General features: G+C 67.5%; 13 protein-coding genes and 1 pseudogene. 6 read left to right on the forward strand and 8 right to left on the reverse strand.

Going from position 1 to position 15,789, the window contains the following annotated elements; all coding sequences use genetic code 11:
- From LXT21_RS40050 to LXT21_RS40060, 3 genes are all read right to left on the reverse strand, one after another.
- Nucleotides 1-1,320 (reverse strand): DUF418 domain-containing protein, encoded by a 1,320-nt coding sequence (locus LXT21_RS40050; protein ID WP_254043520.1) that lies wholly within the window; start codon nucleotides 1,318-1,320, stop codon nucleotides 1-3.
- 90 nt (nucleotides 1,321-1,410) lie between these two features.
- Nucleotides 1,411-2,043, reverse strand: a complete 633-nt coding sequence (gene nth, locus LXT21_RS40055; RefSeq protein WP_254043521.1) for an endonuclease III — start codon at nucleotides 2,041-2,043, stop codon at nucleotides 1,411-1,413.
- Between the two features lie 47 nt (nucleotides 2,044-2,090).
- Complete coding sequence (locus LXT21_RS40060; RefSeq protein ID WP_254043522.1) at nucleotides 2,091-2,966, reverse strand: DUF1003 domain-containing protein; 876 nt, start codon at nucleotides 2,964-2,966, stop codon at nucleotides 2,091-2,093.
- Nucleotides 2,967-3,314: 348 nt separating this feature from the next.
- On the opposite strand from LXT21_RS40060, the gene LXT21_RS40065 reads away from it, so the two are divergent.
- The gene (locus tag LXT21_RS40065; RefSeq protein ID WP_254043523.1) at nucleotides 3,315-4,595 is read left to right on the forward strand and encodes a serpin family protein; all 1,281 of its coding nucleotides are present in this window, start codon (nucleotides 3,315-3,317) and stop codon (nucleotides 4,593-4,595) included.
- Between the two features lie 119 nt (nucleotides 4,596-4,714).
- Here the strand turns inward: LXT21_RS40065 and LXT21_RS40070 are convergent, their stop codons facing one another.
- The 3 genes from LXT21_RS40070 to LXT21_RS40080 form a co-directional block, all read right to left on the reverse strand.
- Complete coding sequence (locus tag LXT21_RS40070) at nucleotides 4,715-6,202, reverse strand: hypothetical protein (protein WP_254043524.1); 1,488 nt, start codon at nucleotides 6,200-6,202, stop codon at nucleotides 4,715-4,717.
- 351 nt (nucleotides 6,203-6,553) lie between these two features.
- The gene (locus LXT21_RS40075; RefSeq protein WP_254043525.1) at nucleotides 6,554-8,608 is read right to left on the reverse strand and encodes a LamG domain-containing protein; all 2,055 of its coding nucleotides are present in this window, start codon (nucleotides 8,606-8,608) and stop codon (nucleotides 6,554-6,556) included.
- 281 nt (nucleotides 8,609-8,889) lie between these two features.
- A complete protein-coding gene (locus tag LXT21_RS40080; protein ID WP_254043526.1) occupies nucleotides 8,890-9,414 on the reverse strand; it encodes a DUF1993 domain-containing protein in 525 nt (174 codons plus the stop codon).
- A 173-nt stretch (nucleotides 9,415-9,587) separates the two neighbouring features.
- On the opposite strand from LXT21_RS40080, the gene LXT21_RS40085 reads away from it, so the two are divergent.
- From LXT21_RS40085 to LXT21_RS40095, 3 genes are read left to right on the forward strand one after another with little or no spacing between them, the layout of a single operon-like run.
- Entirely contained in the window at nucleotides 9,588-10,490 is a 903-nt protein-coding gene (locus LXT21_RS40085; RefSeq protein ID WP_254043527.1) for a type 1 glutamine amidotransferase domain-containing protein, read from the forward strand.
- Nucleotides 10,491-10,524: 34 nt separating this feature from the next.
- A complete protein-coding gene (locus LXT21_RS40090; RefSeq protein ID WP_254043528.1) occupies nucleotides 10,525-11,556 on the forward strand; it encodes a helix-turn-helix transcriptional regulator in 1,032 nt (343 codons plus the stop codon).
- A complete protein-coding gene (locus LXT21_RS40095; RefSeq protein WP_254043529.1) occupies nucleotides 11,553-12,164 on the forward strand; it encodes a jacalin family lectin in 612 nt (203 codons plus the stop codon). Before LXT21_RS40090 ends, LXT21_RS40095 begins: the two co-directional genes overlap by 4 nt.
- Nucleotides 12,165-12,227: 63 nt before the next feature.
- On the opposite strand, the pseudogene LXT21_RS40100 reads toward LXT21_RS40095, so the two are convergent.
- Nucleotides 12,228-12,662 (reverse strand): annotated as a pseudogene (locus LXT21_RS40100) (lectin OAA family protein); the annotation flags it as partial.
- Nucleotides 12,663-13,383: 721 nt separating this feature from the next.
- Here LXT21_RS40100 and LXT21_RS40105 point away from each other — a divergent pair.
- On the forward strand, nucleotides 13,384-14,277 hold the full coding sequence (locus LXT21_RS40105; protein ID WP_046713424.1) for a 1,4-dihydroxy-2-naphthoyl-CoA synthase: 894 nt from the start codon (nucleotides 13,384-13,386) through the stop codon (nucleotides 14,275-14,277).
- Nucleotides 14,278-14,336: 59 nt separating this feature from the next.
- Here LXT21_RS40105 and LXT21_RS40110 read toward each other — a convergent pair whose 3' ends face one another.
- Nucleotides 14,337-14,747 carry a VOC family protein gene (locus tag LXT21_RS40110; RefSeq protein ID WP_254043531.1) on the reverse strand — a complete coding sequence of 137 codons (411 nt, stop codon included), beginning with the start codon at nucleotides 14,745-14,747 and terminating at the stop codon, nucleotides 14,337-14,339.
- A gap of 64 nt (nucleotides 14,748-14,811) precedes the next feature.
- Between LXT21_RS40110 and LXT21_RS40115 the strand changes: the two genes are divergently transcribed.
- Nucleotides 14,812-15,762 carry a hypothetical protein gene (locus LXT21_RS40115; protein WP_254043532.1) on the forward strand — a complete coding sequence of 317 codons (951 nt, stop codon included), beginning with the start codon at nucleotides 14,812-14,814 and terminating at the stop codon, nucleotides 15,760-15,762.
- Nucleotides 15,763-15,789 lie beyond the last annotated feature (27 nt).

Below are 15,789 nucleotides of genomic sequence, written 5' to 3' on the forward strand. Positions count from 1 at the left end.
TCAGGCAGCGACCGCCGCGCCGGCGGCCCCGGTGATTTTGCGCATCGGCTGGGCCTTGCCGTACGTCAGCGAGCGCCACACCCACTCCATGGGACCGAAGCGGAAGCGCGACAGCCACACGTGGCTGAAGACGATCTGCACGGAGAAGACGCCCAGGCAGTACAGGATGGACATGCTGGGAGACAGCTTCCCGAACAGCCCCAGGCCGTAGCCGTAGAACACGAGCACGCTGATGACGGACTGGCTCAGGTAGTTCGTCAGGGCCATGCGGCCCACGGGCGCCAGCACCGACAGGACGCGCTGGAAGAATGCGCGCTGGAAGAGCAGGGTGATGGACAGCACGTACGTCGCCGCGAAGCCCAGCTCGCCCATCGTCCGGATGGGGGCCATCGCGAACGGCAGCCACGCGGGCAGCGCGTCCGGGTCCAGTATCTTCCGCAACACCAGCTGCTGCACCACGGCGCCCACCCCTCCGCCCACCACTCCCATCGCCAGCGCCGCGTAGAGCAACCGGCGGAAGAGCGGCAGGTGCGACGCGGCGTCATGGAAGAGTCGCCGACGGCCCGCATAGAAGCCCAGGAGGAAGCGGCCGAGGAGCCCCACCGAGTGGAGCACCATGATGTGCAGGAACTCGACGCGGTGGAACGTCGCACCCGCCTTGACCACATCCCACCAGCTCCCGTCCGTGAAGCTGGGGAACAGGGCGACCTTCAACGCCGCCGAACGTTCGCTCTGGGCCTTCGCCAGCGCGGTGGCGGCCTCGGGGGTGTCGGCGAGCAGCTGTGGGAGCTTGAGGACGAAGGTGGTGAGCAGGGGCCCCACCACCAGCAGCGCCAGCGCCCATCCCAGGACCGTGCGCTCATCCCGCTTCCGGAACAACAACAGCCAGAAGCCGAGCAGCGCGTAGTTGCTCAGGATGTCTCCGTACCAGATGAGGTACAGGTGGCTGAGGCCCAGCGCCAGCATCACCACGAGCCGGCGGAGGTAGAGCCGGGTGATGTCCGTTCCCCGAGCGTCCGCGCGCCCCATCTGCACCGCGAAGCCCAGGCCGAACAGGAACGAGAAGATGGTGATGAACCGGCCGCCCACCAGGATGCCGAACGCCGGCATGATGATGCGGTCGATGAGCGAGCCTTGCGTGAATTGCGCCTCGAGCTGCTCCTTGGGGAGGAACGCGCGGCCGCTGAACCACATGAAGGTATTGGAGATGAACACGCCGCAGAGCGCGAAGCCTCGCAGCGTGTCGAGCAACGCCAGTCGCTCGCCTGAGTCTACCGGGCGGGCGTCGGCGGGGGTGGCCGACGAAGGAGCAGGGGTCATGTCTTGCGTAGATACGCTCGAACCCCCGTTTCATTGTCTGTATTCCGTGCTTGCGGCGGATACGGCGCCGACCCGGCAAGGCGGGTGGGCCTATACGCCGATGCGTGGGCAGATGTCCTTCACGATGCACGTCTCACATCTGGGATTCTTGGCGGTGCAGGTGTAGCGGCCGTGCAGGACGGTGGCGGGGCCGAAGAAGGTCCAGGTGTCCTGGGGGACGAGCTTCATCAGGTCCTGCTCGATGGCCTCGGGCTTGTCGTGCTTCGTCAGGCCCAGGCGCTGGCTGACGCGGGCGACGTGGGTGTCGACGATGATGCCGGAGGGGATGTCGAACGCGGTGTTGAGCACCACGTTGGCCGTCTTCCGGGCCACGCCGGGCAGCTTCACCAGCGCCTCCACGGTGCGGGGCACCTCGCCGCCGAACTGCTCCAGGAGGGCCCGGCTCATGGCCTGCACGGATTGGGTCTTCTGCTTGTAGAAGCCGGTGGGCTTGAGGTCCTCCTCCAACTGGGCGGTGTCCGCGTCGGCGAAGGCCTGGGGGCCGGGGTACTTGGGGAAGACGGTGGCGGTGACGCGGTTGACGCGCTCGTCGGTGCATTGGGCCGCGAGGATGGTGGCGACCAGCAGCTCGAAGGGGGTGGACCAGTCAAGCTCGTAGCGTGCGTCGGGGTGCTGCTCGCGCAGGCGCTCGAGGAGGAGGGTGGCTTTCTCGGCGGGGTTCATGGGGTGTGTGAGCGCCACCCTACCTGAGGCGTCTGACATCCGGGGCTTCAGCCATTGAAGGTGCGCGGGGGGACGGGGGCGGGGGTGGAGCGCCCGCGCTCCACGGCGTCCAGGCGGGCCATGGTCTGCGCGTAGAGGTGGTCCAGCTTGGTGTGCAGGTGCGTCACCTCCAGGCCGGCGCGGATGTTGGCCTCGTACTCGACGTCCGAGCGGATGCGGTCCTTGGCGGCCTGGCGGCTCTGGCTGATGAGGACGAAGCAGGACAGGAAGATGGCCTCCAGGCTGACCACCATGGTGAGCAGGCCGAAGGGGAACGGGTCGAACGCGTGGAACCCGGGGATGAAGTCCAGGTTGATGGAGATCCACACCGCGAACCAGGCGGCGTGCAGGAGCATGAAGGTGAAGGTGCCGCTGAAGGCGGACAGGCCGTCCGCGAGCCGCTGGATGGTGGTGAGGCGCTCCTCCACCGTCTCGTTGGGGCTCATGGTCGGGCGGCTGTGGAGCATCTTGTCCGCCTCCCGCAGGCGCCGGCCGATGGCGGTGAGGACGTCCATGGCGCTGGAGGGGTGGCGTTGGAAGAGCTGCTGGAGGTCGGCGCGGTCGACCTTGAGGGCGTGGGTGTCCTGGATGGCGCGGGCGTCGGCGCTGCGAGGGTCGCCGTCGAGCAGGGACAGCTCGCCGAAGAAGTCACCGCGGCGGGCGGTCTCGAAGACGATGACCTGGCCGGTGGTGTCCTCGACCGATATCTGCACCTCGCCGGCGCTGACGATGTAGATGGCGCCGCCGGGGTCTCCTCGGGAGAAGACCTTCTCTCCGGCGGACAGGCGGACCTCCTCGAGCTGGGCGGCGAGCAGCTCGCGCTCCTCGTCGTCGAGGGCGGCGAAGAGGGGGACTTCCTTGAGCAGGGCGACGTCGGCGGGCATGACGCGGAGGTCCTCGCGGCAGGGATGCGTCCCGTACGCTGGCACCTTCCGGGCCCGCCGCCCAGCGTTCCCGTGTCACGGGGGCGTCGAGCCGGGCCTGTGACGGGGCGCTCGCGGAGGCCGGTCTCTCCATGCCCCTCGTCTGGCGACCCATACGAACGCTCGATGCTTGACCTCTAGAGAACCCAACGGAGGTGAAAAGGCGTGGCGGGTCCTCGGAAATCCGAGGGAAGGCAGGACGAGGACAAGGCCAAACATCCGAAGTTCCAGGCCCGCGCCACGTGCATGGCCTTTGCTTTCGGAGCCGGCCCGTCTCTCTTCAGAAAGGTCTGGCTCATGGCTTCATCGATGTCCCTGAAAGCTTGCATGTTCGCGGTGGTGTGGGGATTGGCGGGCTGCCATTCCGACGCGCAATCCCCCGCCGAGCGGGAGCCTCCTCCGCCGGGGACGCTCGTCACATCGGAGAAGGACCGGGTGAAGTCGCCCTCCGTCTCCGACACGGACTTCGCCGCGCTGGTCTCCGGTAACACCGACTTCGGCGTGGCGCTCTACCGTCGGGTCACCGAGCCTGGAAAGAACGCCGCGGTGTCTCCCCTCAGCGTCACACGGGCCTTCAGCCTGGTGTACGCCGGAGCACGCGGCGACACCCAGTCGCAGATGGCACGGGTGCTGGGCTTCACGCTGCCCGCGGAGCACTTGCACCCGGCGCTCAATCGGCTGGACCTGGCGCTCCAGGAGCAGGTGGGGCAGGCCCATGGCGACGAGGGGCCGGCGCCGACGTTCCGCGCGGTGAATGCCCTCTGGGGACAGCAGGGCTATCGCTTCGAGCCCTCCTACCTGGACGTGCTCGCCGAGCACCACGGCGCGGGCTTGCGCTCGGTGGACTTCACAGTGGACCCGGACGGCGTATGCCGCGCCATCAACGACTGGGTCTCCGGCGTGACGGCTGACCGCATCCAGGACCTGATCCCCCAGGGGGAGGTGCGCGCCGACACGCGATTGGTCCTGGCCAATGCCCTCTACTTCAAGGGGGCCTGGCGTACGCCGTTCCAGGCCCAGGCCACGAGCCCGAAGACCTTCCATGGCCTGACGGGTGGCACGACGCAGGTCCCGATGATGCACACCTCGTGGTCGTTCCCCTTCACGCATGGAGAGGGCTATGACGCCATCGCGCTTCCCTATGTGGGCCGCGCCTTTCGGATGCTCGTCATCGTCCCCGACGCGGGTCGCTTCCAGGAGGTGGAGCAGCGTTTGTCCGCCGCGTTCCTGGACTCCGTGCGCGCGAACCTGAGCGAGCAGCCGATGCTGCTGCGCTTTCCTCGCTTCGAGGTGAAGCAGTCGGCCGCCCTGGTGGATGCGCTGCGCTCCCTGGGAATGGAGGATGCCTTCTCCGACCGCGCGGACCTGTCTGGCATCACCCGCCAGGAGCAGCTGATGCTCAGTGGCGCGCAACATCAGGCCTTCGTCGCCGTGGACGAGGCGGGCACCGAGGCCGCTGCCGCGACCGCCATCGAGGGCGTGCCCGCGTCGCTTCCTCCCGAAGTCCACGTGGACCGCCCGTTCGTGTTCGTCATTGAGGAGGTGGCGACGAAGAGCGTGCTCTTCCTGGGGCGGGTCGTGAGCCCCTGATGCAACGAGGCGCACCGGCCCGACCCATCCGATGACACACGACGGGCTCCGGGATGAACCTCCGGAGCCCGCATCGGGACGGGTCTTCTCGCTCCAAAGCAGACTGCTTCAACAGCCAGCTAGCGGACCTTCGCCAGTCGTATCCGCGTATCCGTACCCATGGTGATGATGGGCACCACGTGGTTGTAGATGCTGTGTGGGTCGGTATAGCTGTTCCTGTTGCCGTCGTCCTCGTCATCCGTCTTGAGCACCCCCGTCGCGAGGGCGCGGCTGAAGTCAGCCGCGGCAAGGACTCCGTAGCTGAAGCCCAGTCGGGGCATCTCGCTCATGGTGCTGCCGGTGGTGCCCGCCGCCAGGAACACACAGAACACGAGGCTGGTGTTCTTGTCCGCCGAGCTGGGTCTCCAATCGAAGTGGACGCGGACGTAGTTGGCATTGCTCTTGTCCTCGTTGTCGAAGTATCGGGAGAAGCGGTACGACCCCGCGGGGCACGAGTCTCCCAGCATCAGCACCGCGTAGTGATTCTGGCGGATGCTGTCCTTCGACAGGGGCTTGAACTTCGCTGCGTCCACCCGACAGAACCGAAGCGTGGTGTTCCTGTCGCTGGTGATGCCACCCAGCCAGCCACTGCTGGTGCTCTGGGACTTGTGATCATCGTCGTCCATGTGGACGACGAGGAGGTCGGACTGCTGCGGGCATGTCTGGGCCTCCGGGATGACGCCCACGAACTTCTCTGGCGGCGGGAACGTGTTCGGATGGCAATCTGGGAGCTCCTTGATCAACCACCGCTGACGCACGGGGTCCCAGACGAGCATGCGGGCGCACAGGAGGAGGCTGGTGTCCGCTTCCTGCTCGGCTTCCATCGTGAATTCGACGGCGCTGGACGTGGTGTCTCCCAACGTCCACCGGGTGCCGTTCGCGCTGGTGACGACCCACTGGTAGAGGTCCGCGCCCGAGCCCGCCTCGGCGCGCAGCAGCACGCCCGTCTCCGTCCTGGAGACGAGATCGATCTGGAGGCTGCCCCGGTTCACCACCGGCTGGGGCGCGGTGTCCGGGGCCTGGTTCGCAAGGACCTGCATCGGCAGGGGCAGCTGTGCGCCGTCGTCCAGGATCGTGGCGACCACCTGTGTGGCGGCAAGGGGCTCATCGCACTTTCCTTCGCACGGCGTCTGCGGCCGGACGCCCAACAAGCGCTGCGGCTCCAGCGCGAGGACAGGGTGGACCTCCACCTCGCTCCCCTCGAGGAACAACTCCGCCAGCGTTCCGGCCGGCAGCACGAGGACGAGCTGGTGCACGAGCGGCTTGGCGTCGTCGCCGGTCATATTGCTGGGGCGCAGCCGGTCCACGTCAGGGCCGAGCAGCTGACGGAGGACGTCGGTCAGGGCAACGCCTTCATCCACCTGGAGGGCGGTGCCTTCATCCGCATCCACCACCAACAGGTCCAAGCCATCCAAGGCCCCGGTGGACAGTGTCTCCTGCCAGAGGGCCTCGGAGGTCGGGAGCAGGGAAACGCCCTGTGAGTATTGGTAGCGCGTGAGGAACCCCGCTTCCGCCTCCGCGTCCAGCGCACTCCATGCGCCGCTGGAGATGCGGACTGCTCGCCCCACGCCTCCCTCCTCCTGCGCGACCGCGGGACTTCCCGCCAGGAGGGCCAGGGTCATGAGCACCCGGCACAAGACATCCTTCTGCTTCCACATGAGTCACCTGCCGTGTCTGGAGAAAGCTCCTCGCAGGCATAGGCAGAAGCGTCAGGAATGTAAATGTGTGGCAATTCCTGGGGCGGGCTTTCTCGAGGCGCGAGAGATTGGGTGTCTTTGCCTTGTGGCGAAGCAGGTCACGCCCTGGCTGTCTTGTAGCGTGACGCGCCACAGAGAGCGCAGGCACGACCGGCGACCGCGGGCCTTGCGGTGGCGACGCCGGTGCGTGCCCGGAAGCTCCTTGAAGCGCGGCGCGCAACGTCAGCAGCAGTTGCTCGGCTTCTGCGCGATGACGGCGATGAGGACGGCGATGTTGATGAGCAGCTGCGCCAGCACGACGGCCAGGTAGGCGCCTCCGGACGTGAAGAGGCCCACGACCATGAGGATGAGCGACGCGCAGTTGAGGGCGATGGAGACCCAGTTCCCCGTCAGCATGTCACCCACCACCTTGCCCAGCGTCCCCGCGACGTAGAGCGCCTTGATGACCTGGATGACGGTGCTGCCGCTGGTGGCGCCCTTGGCCGCCTCGCCGATGGCCTTGAGCAGGGGCGTGCTCTCCCCGACGACCTTGCTCAAGGCGGACACTGCCCGGCTCGCGGAGAAGCCCAGGCCCACGACCGTGAGGAGCAGGCACAGGGACGTCGCGGCGACCGAGACGACCCAGCCGATGCACTCCGTGTTGACGGTCAACTCCATCCGTCCGCACTCGACGGGGCCCTTGGCGGTGTGGTGGTAGAAGACATACGCGGCGCCCTCCACCTTGCCGGCGATGGCGCCCACCGGCATGCCTCCGGGGCCGTTGCCCTTCGACAGGCCGAGGTAGAGGTTGTTGCGGAACAGCGAACGCAGGCGGTCCTTCAGCGCCCCGGGGACCGACGCGAGCACCGGCTCGTACTCGGCGATGATGGCTTCGACCTGGTCGGGCGAGAGCGGGCTGTTCGCGGGATAGGGCACCTCCTCGCGGGACCAGCGGACCGCGGGTTCGAGCCGCGCGGACGGAGGCTCCACGGCCAGCTGGGTATAGGTGGTCCCTGGCGGAGGCGTGGACTCCGACGGAGGGGTGCTCACCGTGGCGGGGAAGGCCGTGTTGAGAAGCACTGGCGGATTCCCTGTCACCTGGTTGGTGAGCAGGATGCTGCTCCAGGCGTAGTACGCGACGCAGCCCTCCGCGTCCGCGGGGGATTGCGACATGTACTGCTGGACCTCGTTGGCGGAGATGGCGCGGGACCAGAGCGCGACCGCCTGGAGGGAGCCCTGGAGGTCGTTGTCGATGGACCCCGCGATGTCCGGCTTGTACGTCGCGCCGAACAGCCACACCGGGTTCGCGACCACCGGCAGGGTGCACGGGATGGTCAGATCATGCGTGCCGTCGAGGTAGATGAGGACCGTGGAGTTGCTGTACGTGGCCGCCAGGTGATGCCAGGAGCCCGGGGGCAATTGGATGCTGTTCCCCCAGCCGCTGGAGCCTCCCGCGGTATCCAGCTTGAGTTCCAGGTTGAAGCCTCCGCCATTCCACTGCACGCCCAGGGAGCAGCCGTAACCGGTGTCGCGGTCCCTGCATGAGAACAGGGTCCGGGACGTCGCCTGGAAGGGGGAGGGCGCGTCGAGGTTGAACCAGCCCTGCACGCTGAAGGGGGCCCCGTCCGCCACCACGGTGAGCGCGTCGCGCGGCGAGGGTTGGACTCCGGTGTTGAGCAGGCGCAGCGCGGGGGCGACCATCACGACCTGGGCGCCGCCCAAGAAGGTCGCCGCGTTGCGGTGGTTGCCGGAGACGTCGTTGCTCGAGCCGTCGACGAAGCTGTAACACGCGGCGAGGCTGATGCTCGGCGAGGGGATGTCCCACGTGGGGAACCGCTCGCCCTCGGGCAGCGCCGTGGACCAGAACGCGACGTTGATGAACTGCGCGTCCACCGTGCTGCCCAGGCTGAACAAGGTGTTGGTCGTGGTGAGTCCGCTGATGGAACCTTCGAGGACCGGTGTGCCATTGGCCCACAGGGTGTACGTGCCCTGGTGGGAGCCCTGGGACTCGAAGATGAACAGGAGGTACTGCCACTGGTTCGGCAGCAGCTCGACCTCCGAGCGCAGCGGCGCGCTCATCCCCGGGAGCTCGAGCGTGGGGAAGAGGCCGTGCAGTCCGATGGCGCAGGACGCGCCGGCTTGCAGCAGGACCCCGTCGTAGGCGGGCGCGCGTGGGTTCAGCCAGAACCCGATGGAGTAGGAGCTGCTCCCGCTCAGGTCGATGGGGCTCGACGTGCCGAGTTCGATGCTCTGTCCAAAGTGAACGTCTGCGGCGCCATACTGGTAGGTGGGTCTCATGGGGCGCGGCGCACAGCAATTGGTGCGCCAGTCCGGTCCATTGAGGTTCACATCCGGTGAGGCCCGGGTTCGGGCGCGGGTGGATCCACCGGGTGCGTCCCAACGCAACGCGGTTGCGTCACACTGGACCGCAATCCGCACGAGAGGGCGTCAGGTGGGTGGCTGCTCGTCGCTGGTGTTCGCCGAGCGCGAGTCCGTGTCGTGTCACGGAAATGCAGTGGCATGGGGCGCTGCATGCGTGGCTCTTCTGGGTGGGCTGTCGCGGCACGCCGTGCTCCGGCTCAGGTGAGTCGAGTGCGCAGCCGGCCTTCGTAATCACGCTTGCCGATCGGCACACCGCGTGAGCGGAGGATGTCGTAGGCCGTGACGGCGTGGAAATGGAAGTTCGGCAGGGAGAACGAGAGGATGAACGTCTCCGACGTGAAGGCGAGCCTCCGCGGCCCGATCTGGAGGTCCAACTCCTTGCCCGCGCACCGGTCGATCTCATCGGGCGTGAACGCCTCCAGCGAGGCCTCCGCTCTGCCCATCATCGCCTGGAGGTCGGAGAACGGGACCGGTCCGACCAAGGGCGGCGGGGCGAACACCCCGGTTTTGAGGGCATCCACCCCCCACACGGAATGGTGCCATGTGGCTTCGACCTGAAAGTGGAAGGGCGCCATGTCGGCGAAGAGACGCGCGTTCACGAAGTCGTTCGGATCCGCGCCCGTCTCCGCGCAGTGCCTGGCCGCACGGTCGAGAAAGCCCGCGACGGCCCTCACTGTCTGCAAGAAGGTGGGCACGCTGAGCTCGTAGAGTGACATCGCCATGGGCTTCTCCCTGTACTTCGGCGCTCGTGATTCCGCTTTTTCAGCATGCGTCTGGACGACTACGGCAGCAAGCACCGGGCGTTGGACGCCGTCCGAGGTTTGGCGCGTTCGTTCAAGCCCGGGCGAGTGCTCCTCCCTATCCTGGTGATGAAGCTGTCACCAGGAGGGCTTGCATGAATGTGTTTCGTGGGTCGCGCGCGGGGCTCGTGCTCGTCACGCTGATGAGCGTCGTGGGATGTTGGGGTTGTGCTTCATCTCCGACCCGGAGCGTGGTCTTCCCCGCCGAGCCACTCGCTCCGGCGGAGGTCCGCGCTCCGGGTGCTGTCTTGATGGTCCTCTCGGCGGCCTCCGAGCAGAAGCTCGCGGATGGGAGTGTTCGGCAGACGGGGGTCTTCCTGAACGAGTTCTACGAGCCCTACCAGGCGCTCGTTGAGGGGGGATACCAGGTCGTGCTCGCGACGCCCGGTGGACGTGTGCCTTCGTTCGACCCGGAGGGGATGAATCCGAAGTATTGGAAGGAACACCCCGAGGCGCTCGATGCCGCCAAGGCGATGGTGTCGCGACTGGAGGCGCCGGTCTCCATCTCCGACGTCCGGGCCCGGGCGGAGGAGTTCCAGGCGCTCCTCGTGCCAGGAGGGCAGGGCGTGATGGTGGACCTGCTCCACGATGCGGATTTGCACGGGCTGCTGGTCGACTTCGGCGCAACGGGTCGGCCCGTGGGGCTGGTCTGCCATGCCCCGGCACTGCTCTCACGCTTGCCTCCGGGCGCGAGTCCCTTCGCGGGCCGACGCGTCACCTCGGTGTCGGGGTTCGAGGAGTGGTACATCGAGACCTTCGTCATGGGGGCTCGCGCGGAGGTTCGCGGGATTGGCGACCAGCTCGACGACGCGGGCTATCTCCACGAGACGGCGTTTCCGGGCCGCTCGCGGGCCGTGCGCGATTGCAACCTGGTGACGAGCCAGAACCCGTTCTCCGGAACGGACTTCAATTCGAGCTTCCTGGCGGCGCTCGGTGATTGGCGCAACGGGGGCCGTTGTGCGCAAGAATCCGGCGGGGAGCAGAAAGCCACCCGCTGACGAGGGCTCGCGGACCATGGAGGACCAAGGCGTCATGACGAGCCCTGCCTTGCGCCGGGTGCTAGAGGCCACGGTGGCCCGCACCTACCCGGAGATCGCCACCGGTGGGCGTGACAAGGTCGCCATCCTCCAGGCCGTCCTCGACGCGCATGGCTGGCGCCCGGTGCTGGAGCTGGGGCTCACACTTCGGACCCTGTCCGCGCATCCCGTGCTGCGAGCGCTCGGAGCCGGAGCGACGCCCTGGCACACCATGGAGCGTTGGCAGACGCTCGAGCGCTTCCTGCATTCGCGCCATCGGACCCGGTTCCTCGCACGTGACGTGAGCCTCACGCGGATGACCCTCCAGCACGTGGCCATCGATGGGGGGCGGATTCGCGCGGTCAATGACCTGTTCATCTGGGGCGTGCTGATTGCAGTCCTGGAGTCGGCGGGCTTCACGGGGCTCACCGTGTCGCTCGCGTCGACGGAGGGTCGGTCCGCCGTCATCCATGGCGGGCGAGGACCCAAGGTGCTACCGGCGAAGACCGACGTGGCGACCTTCACCTGGAAGAGCGGACGGCATGTTCCTGTCACGGAGCGCCAAGCTCCGGGCGAGGACTCGCGCGCTGTTCGGGACAGGCTCCAGCAGCTCATGCGCTTGGACCTGCTGCACCCTTGGACCCTGGAAGAGAGCGCACAGCGGCTCATCCTCTCCCGGCGAGGACTGCAGCGTGCCTTGCAGACCGAAGGGACGACGTTCTCCGCCACCCTGCAGCGCACGCGGGTCGAGGCCGCGCATGCGCTGCTCGGTGAGCCGGAGCTGACATTGACGGATGTGGCGTTCTGCACGGGCTTCGCCGACCAGGCCCATTTCTCGCGCACGTTCCGCAAGTTCAATGAGGTTCCGCCGTCCGCGCTGAGGGGGCTCCTTCGAGAGCACTCGTCCGTCGCACCGTCGGTTCGGGTGTTATTTCAGCACGAGGGCAGTCTTCCTTTTAAATCAAGCAAAACAGGTGTACGCTCCCAGTCACTCGAGGAGTCGCCGCGCCTCTCCTGGCGTGGGTCATCGAGAGGGGGAAGACCATGAATCGGATGCTGCGTTCGGCGTCGCTGGCTGGGGTGTGCGTCGCGGTCCTGTCGGGCTGTGGCGGGATGGAGGAGCAGGTTCGAGATGAGCTGGAGTTGGGGCAGGTCGAGTCGGGCCTGACGCTCACGGGGTTCACCGTTTCACTGGGGACTCACGGAGGCACGGGAGGGACGGCCGTCACCCTGGGGTGCCCGGCGGGTTACGTGGCCGTGGGTATCTTCGGGCGCGAGGCAGACAACATCGACCAACTGGGTCTCCGGTGTGCCTATCTGTATTCGACGGGAGCCCTCGGCGCGTCGGCCAACACGGGAACGGCGGGTGGCATGGGCGGCTCTTCCTTCGCGCTCAACTGCCCGCTGGGGCAGGCGGTGGTGGGCTTCCATGGGCGCGACGCGGCGCGTGTCGACGCGTTGGGGCTCTATTGCTCCACGCCCACGAACTGGCTCAGCACGAACTCGCCCCAGTACACCACCGTGGCCGTGGGTGGCACGGGTGGGATTGCCTTCGCGGATGCGCCCATCCGGAGTCATCTGGTGACGGCCATCCAGGCCCGCGCCGGGGCGAGGGTGGACCAGATTCGTGGCATCGTGTCCCTGGTCAACCCCTGACGTCGATGACCTGCGCCCGGCGGGCCTTGTCACGGGCTCGCCGGGGCGTGTCTGTTCGCGACGTCAGCCCTGGTCGCCGCGGAAGCCGATGGGCCCTTCGCCGTGATAGGTCATGGTCCCCGTGAGGGATTGACCGCCGTTGGGGGAGGTCAGGTCCAGGTTGATGACGTTCTGCCCCTGGCGCGAGCCGAGGACGAAGGTGCCGCCCGGATTCCACGGGGCGTTCGGCCCGCCCCACTGGTTCTCCACCATGTAGTTGTTCGGACTGGTGAGGTTGGCGCGGAAGCCGATGGGGCCCTCGCCATTGTACGTCATGGTCCCCGTCAGCGTCTTGCCTCCATCACTGGAGGAGACCTTCATGGCGACGACGTTCTGCTTCTCACGACCACCGATCGTCCACGTGCCACCCGGATTCCAAGGGGCCGACGAGCCACCCCATTGGTTCTGCACCTTGTATGAAGACATACCTGGCACTCCTGTGTTTGTGGGTTGAGGGCCCGAAGACAGGCTTTCATCCAACGTCAGTCCAAGTCGGCGGCGCCTGGAGCCGTCTCTGGGTGCGCGGAGGATAAACAGGTCGCATTTGGGGATGATGTGAAAATCACCAAGTGTGGATGGGTCATCACTGAGTATGCGATTGGGACTAGCCCTGCGGTACCGGGTCTCTGGGCGGAATGTGGCAGCTGCATCGAGGGCGTCAGTCGACAGGGGTCGGTGATGCGGGCTACGGCTCCTGCTCGATGCGTCCTGACTCGAACCCCCGGTTGTCCGACAGGCAAAGACAAATATTGGTGGAGTCCGCGGAAGACCAGGTGACGTACAGTTTCGTCGCTTGGCCGTACACCCATGCGACCGAGGGCCTTTCCGATGAGGAAGTCCGTACGCTCGCGCTGGGGGATCTGGAGAAGCTCATCCTGGCTGGGCTGATCATTCCCGGAGAGGGCAATGCGAAAGGGGGCGTGGACCCCTGGCCTGTCGACCCGCTGGAGGCATTCACGCGCATCAAGGCGGCCTGGCTGTCGCTGGGGCGGCTCCCGTCTCTCGTTGATGACGCCGTGCGATTCGTCGCGACCGCGCAGGGGCGTGAACTCGCGAACCGGCTGCGCGGAACGGGACATCCGCATCCCGGAGGACGAGTCGGTGGAACCTTGGATGGACGCTCCCATCGGCCCGGCGTAGGGTCCGCGCCGGTTCCACCCTTTCTCCCGAGTGAGCACCCATGGTCTCGGCCATCTTCAATCCGGCCCGCTGGAAGCCCGTCGAGGGCCCCAAGTTCAAGGACATCACCTTCCACCGCGCGGTGGACCAGGGCACCGTCCGCATCGCGTTCAACCGCCCCGAGGTGCGCAACGCCTTCCGCCCCCGCACCGTCGACGAGCTGTCCCGCGCCCTCGAAGCCACCCGCTTCATGACCGACGTCGGCTGCGTCCTCATCACCGGCAACGGCCCGTCCCCCAAGGACGGTGGCTGGGCGTTCTGCTCCGGCGGTGACCAGCGCATCCGCGGCAAGGACGGCTACAAGTACGAAGGCGAAGAGGGCGAGTCCGACCCCGCCCGCCTCGGCCGCCTCCACATCCTCGAGGTCCAACGGCAGATCCGCTTCCTCCCCAAGGCCGTCATCGCCGTCGTCCCCGGCTGGGCCGTCGGCGGCGGACACAGCCTCCATGTCGTCTGCGACATGACCATCGCCAGCCAGGAACACGCCGTCTTCAAGCAGACCGACGCGGACGTCGCCAGCTTCGACGGTGGTTACGGCTCCGCGCTGCTCGCGCGCCAGATCGGCCAGAAGCGCGCCCGGGAGATCTTCTTCGTCGGAGCCAACTACTCCGCCCAGGAGGCCTTCCAGATGGGCATGGTCAACGCCGTGGTCCCCCACGAGAAGCTGGAGGACTTCGCGCTCGAGTGGGCCGCGGAGATCAACACCAAGAGCCCCACCGCCATCAAGATGCTCAAGTACGCCTTCAACCTGCCCGATGACGGCATGGTCGGCCAACAGCTCTTCGCCGGCGAGGCCACCCGCCTGGCCTACGGCACCGACGAAGCCCAGGAGGGCCGCGACGCCTTCGTCCAGAAGCGCAAGCGCGACTTCAAGCGCTTCCCCTGGTCCTACTGAAGCCCCGCGTCCCGACCCGCTTCGGTGTCTCCCGGAGCGGGTCGCGACACTTCCACGCCCTACGCGTCGATGACCACCGAGTCGGCGGAGCGCTTCGAGGGACCGTGGAACACGGCCTCGATGTTGTTGCCATCCGGGTCCAGCATGAACGCCGCGTAGTAGCCCGGGTGGTACGGCCGCTCACCCGGCGCGCCGTTGTCCTTCCCGCCCGCGGCGAGCGCCGCCTCGTGGATGCGGTGCACCGTCTCGCGGTCCTTCGCCTGGAAGGCCAGGTGGATGCTGGAGGTCTTCGTCGTGCCCGGATCCACCGGCGACACGAACAGCTCGTCCGCGAAGAAGTGCCCCGGTCCGTGCGCGCCGATGGGGATGCCCAGCACACCCAGGATGGCCTGATAGAACCGCCGGCTGGCCTCCAAATCCCGGGTGCGCAGGTGCACGTGGTCGATCATCCGGCCGCGATGGAATTCCATGGTTGCTCTCCGCCGATTTGTGCACCCCTAATGGGGCACGCGTGTGAGGAGGCGCGAGGCTGCCATGAAACCCCACTTCCTGACGTTCTTCTGTGAGCTGGCACCGGGTCCGCTCGGCGAACTGTTCGACACTGAAGGCGTCCTCGAGGACCTGCGCGAGATGCGCGCGGGCGTGAGCCTGGGGCTCGTGGACCTGACGGGCGAGCGCGCCCAGGTCGTCCGCCGCCTCAACCGCGAGGGCATCCCCGTCACCGCGTGGCTCCTGCTCCCTCCCGAGCAGGGCTACTGGTTCCACGCCGGCAACATCGTGCAGGCCCGCGCGCGCTACGAGGCCTTCCGCACCTGGTCCGCCCAACATGACCTGAAGTGGTCGAGCGTGGGCCTGGACATCGAGCCCGACATCGAGGAGCTGCGCCGCTGGGCGCGCGCGCCCCTGCGCAGCCTCCCGGGCCTGCTGTCGCGACTGCTCCTGCGAGGCGGCCGCTCGCGCGACGCCAAGACGGGCTACCGCGCGCTCGTCGAGCGCATCCGCGCGGATGGCCACAAGGTGGACACGTACCAGTTCCCCTTCATCGTCGACGAGCGCCAGGCGCGCTCCTCCGTCCTGCGCCGCGTGGCGGGCATGCTCGACGTGCCCACGGACCGCGAGGTGCTGATGCTCTACACCAGCTTCGTGCGCCCCCAGGGGCCGGCGCTGCTGTGGAGCTACGCGCCCGGCTCCACCTCCATCGCCGTGGGCAGCACGGGCGGCGGCGTGGAGCTGCCGGGGCTGCTCGCGTCGCCCCCGCTGGATTGGACGGAGCTGTCGAGAGACTTGCGCCTGGCGGTGCGGTGGACGCATGACCTGCACGTGTTCAGCCTGGAGGGCTGCGTGAAGCAGGGCTTCCTGCCCCGGCTGCGCGACTTCAACTGGGATGCGCCCGTGGAGCCGCCCTGGGTGGACTCCCGGCGCGTGGACGCCATGCGCCGGGCCGCTCGGAGCGTGCTCGGCGTGTCGGGCCGCCTGCTGCGCTGAAGCGAGCAGGGCAGCGCACATCTGGCG

It is taken from the genome of Myxococcus guangdongensis (genome assembly GCF_024198255.1).
Taxonomy (GTDB): Bacteria; Myxococcota; Myxococcia; order Myxococcales; family Myxococcaceae; genus Myxococcus; species Myxococcus guangdongensis.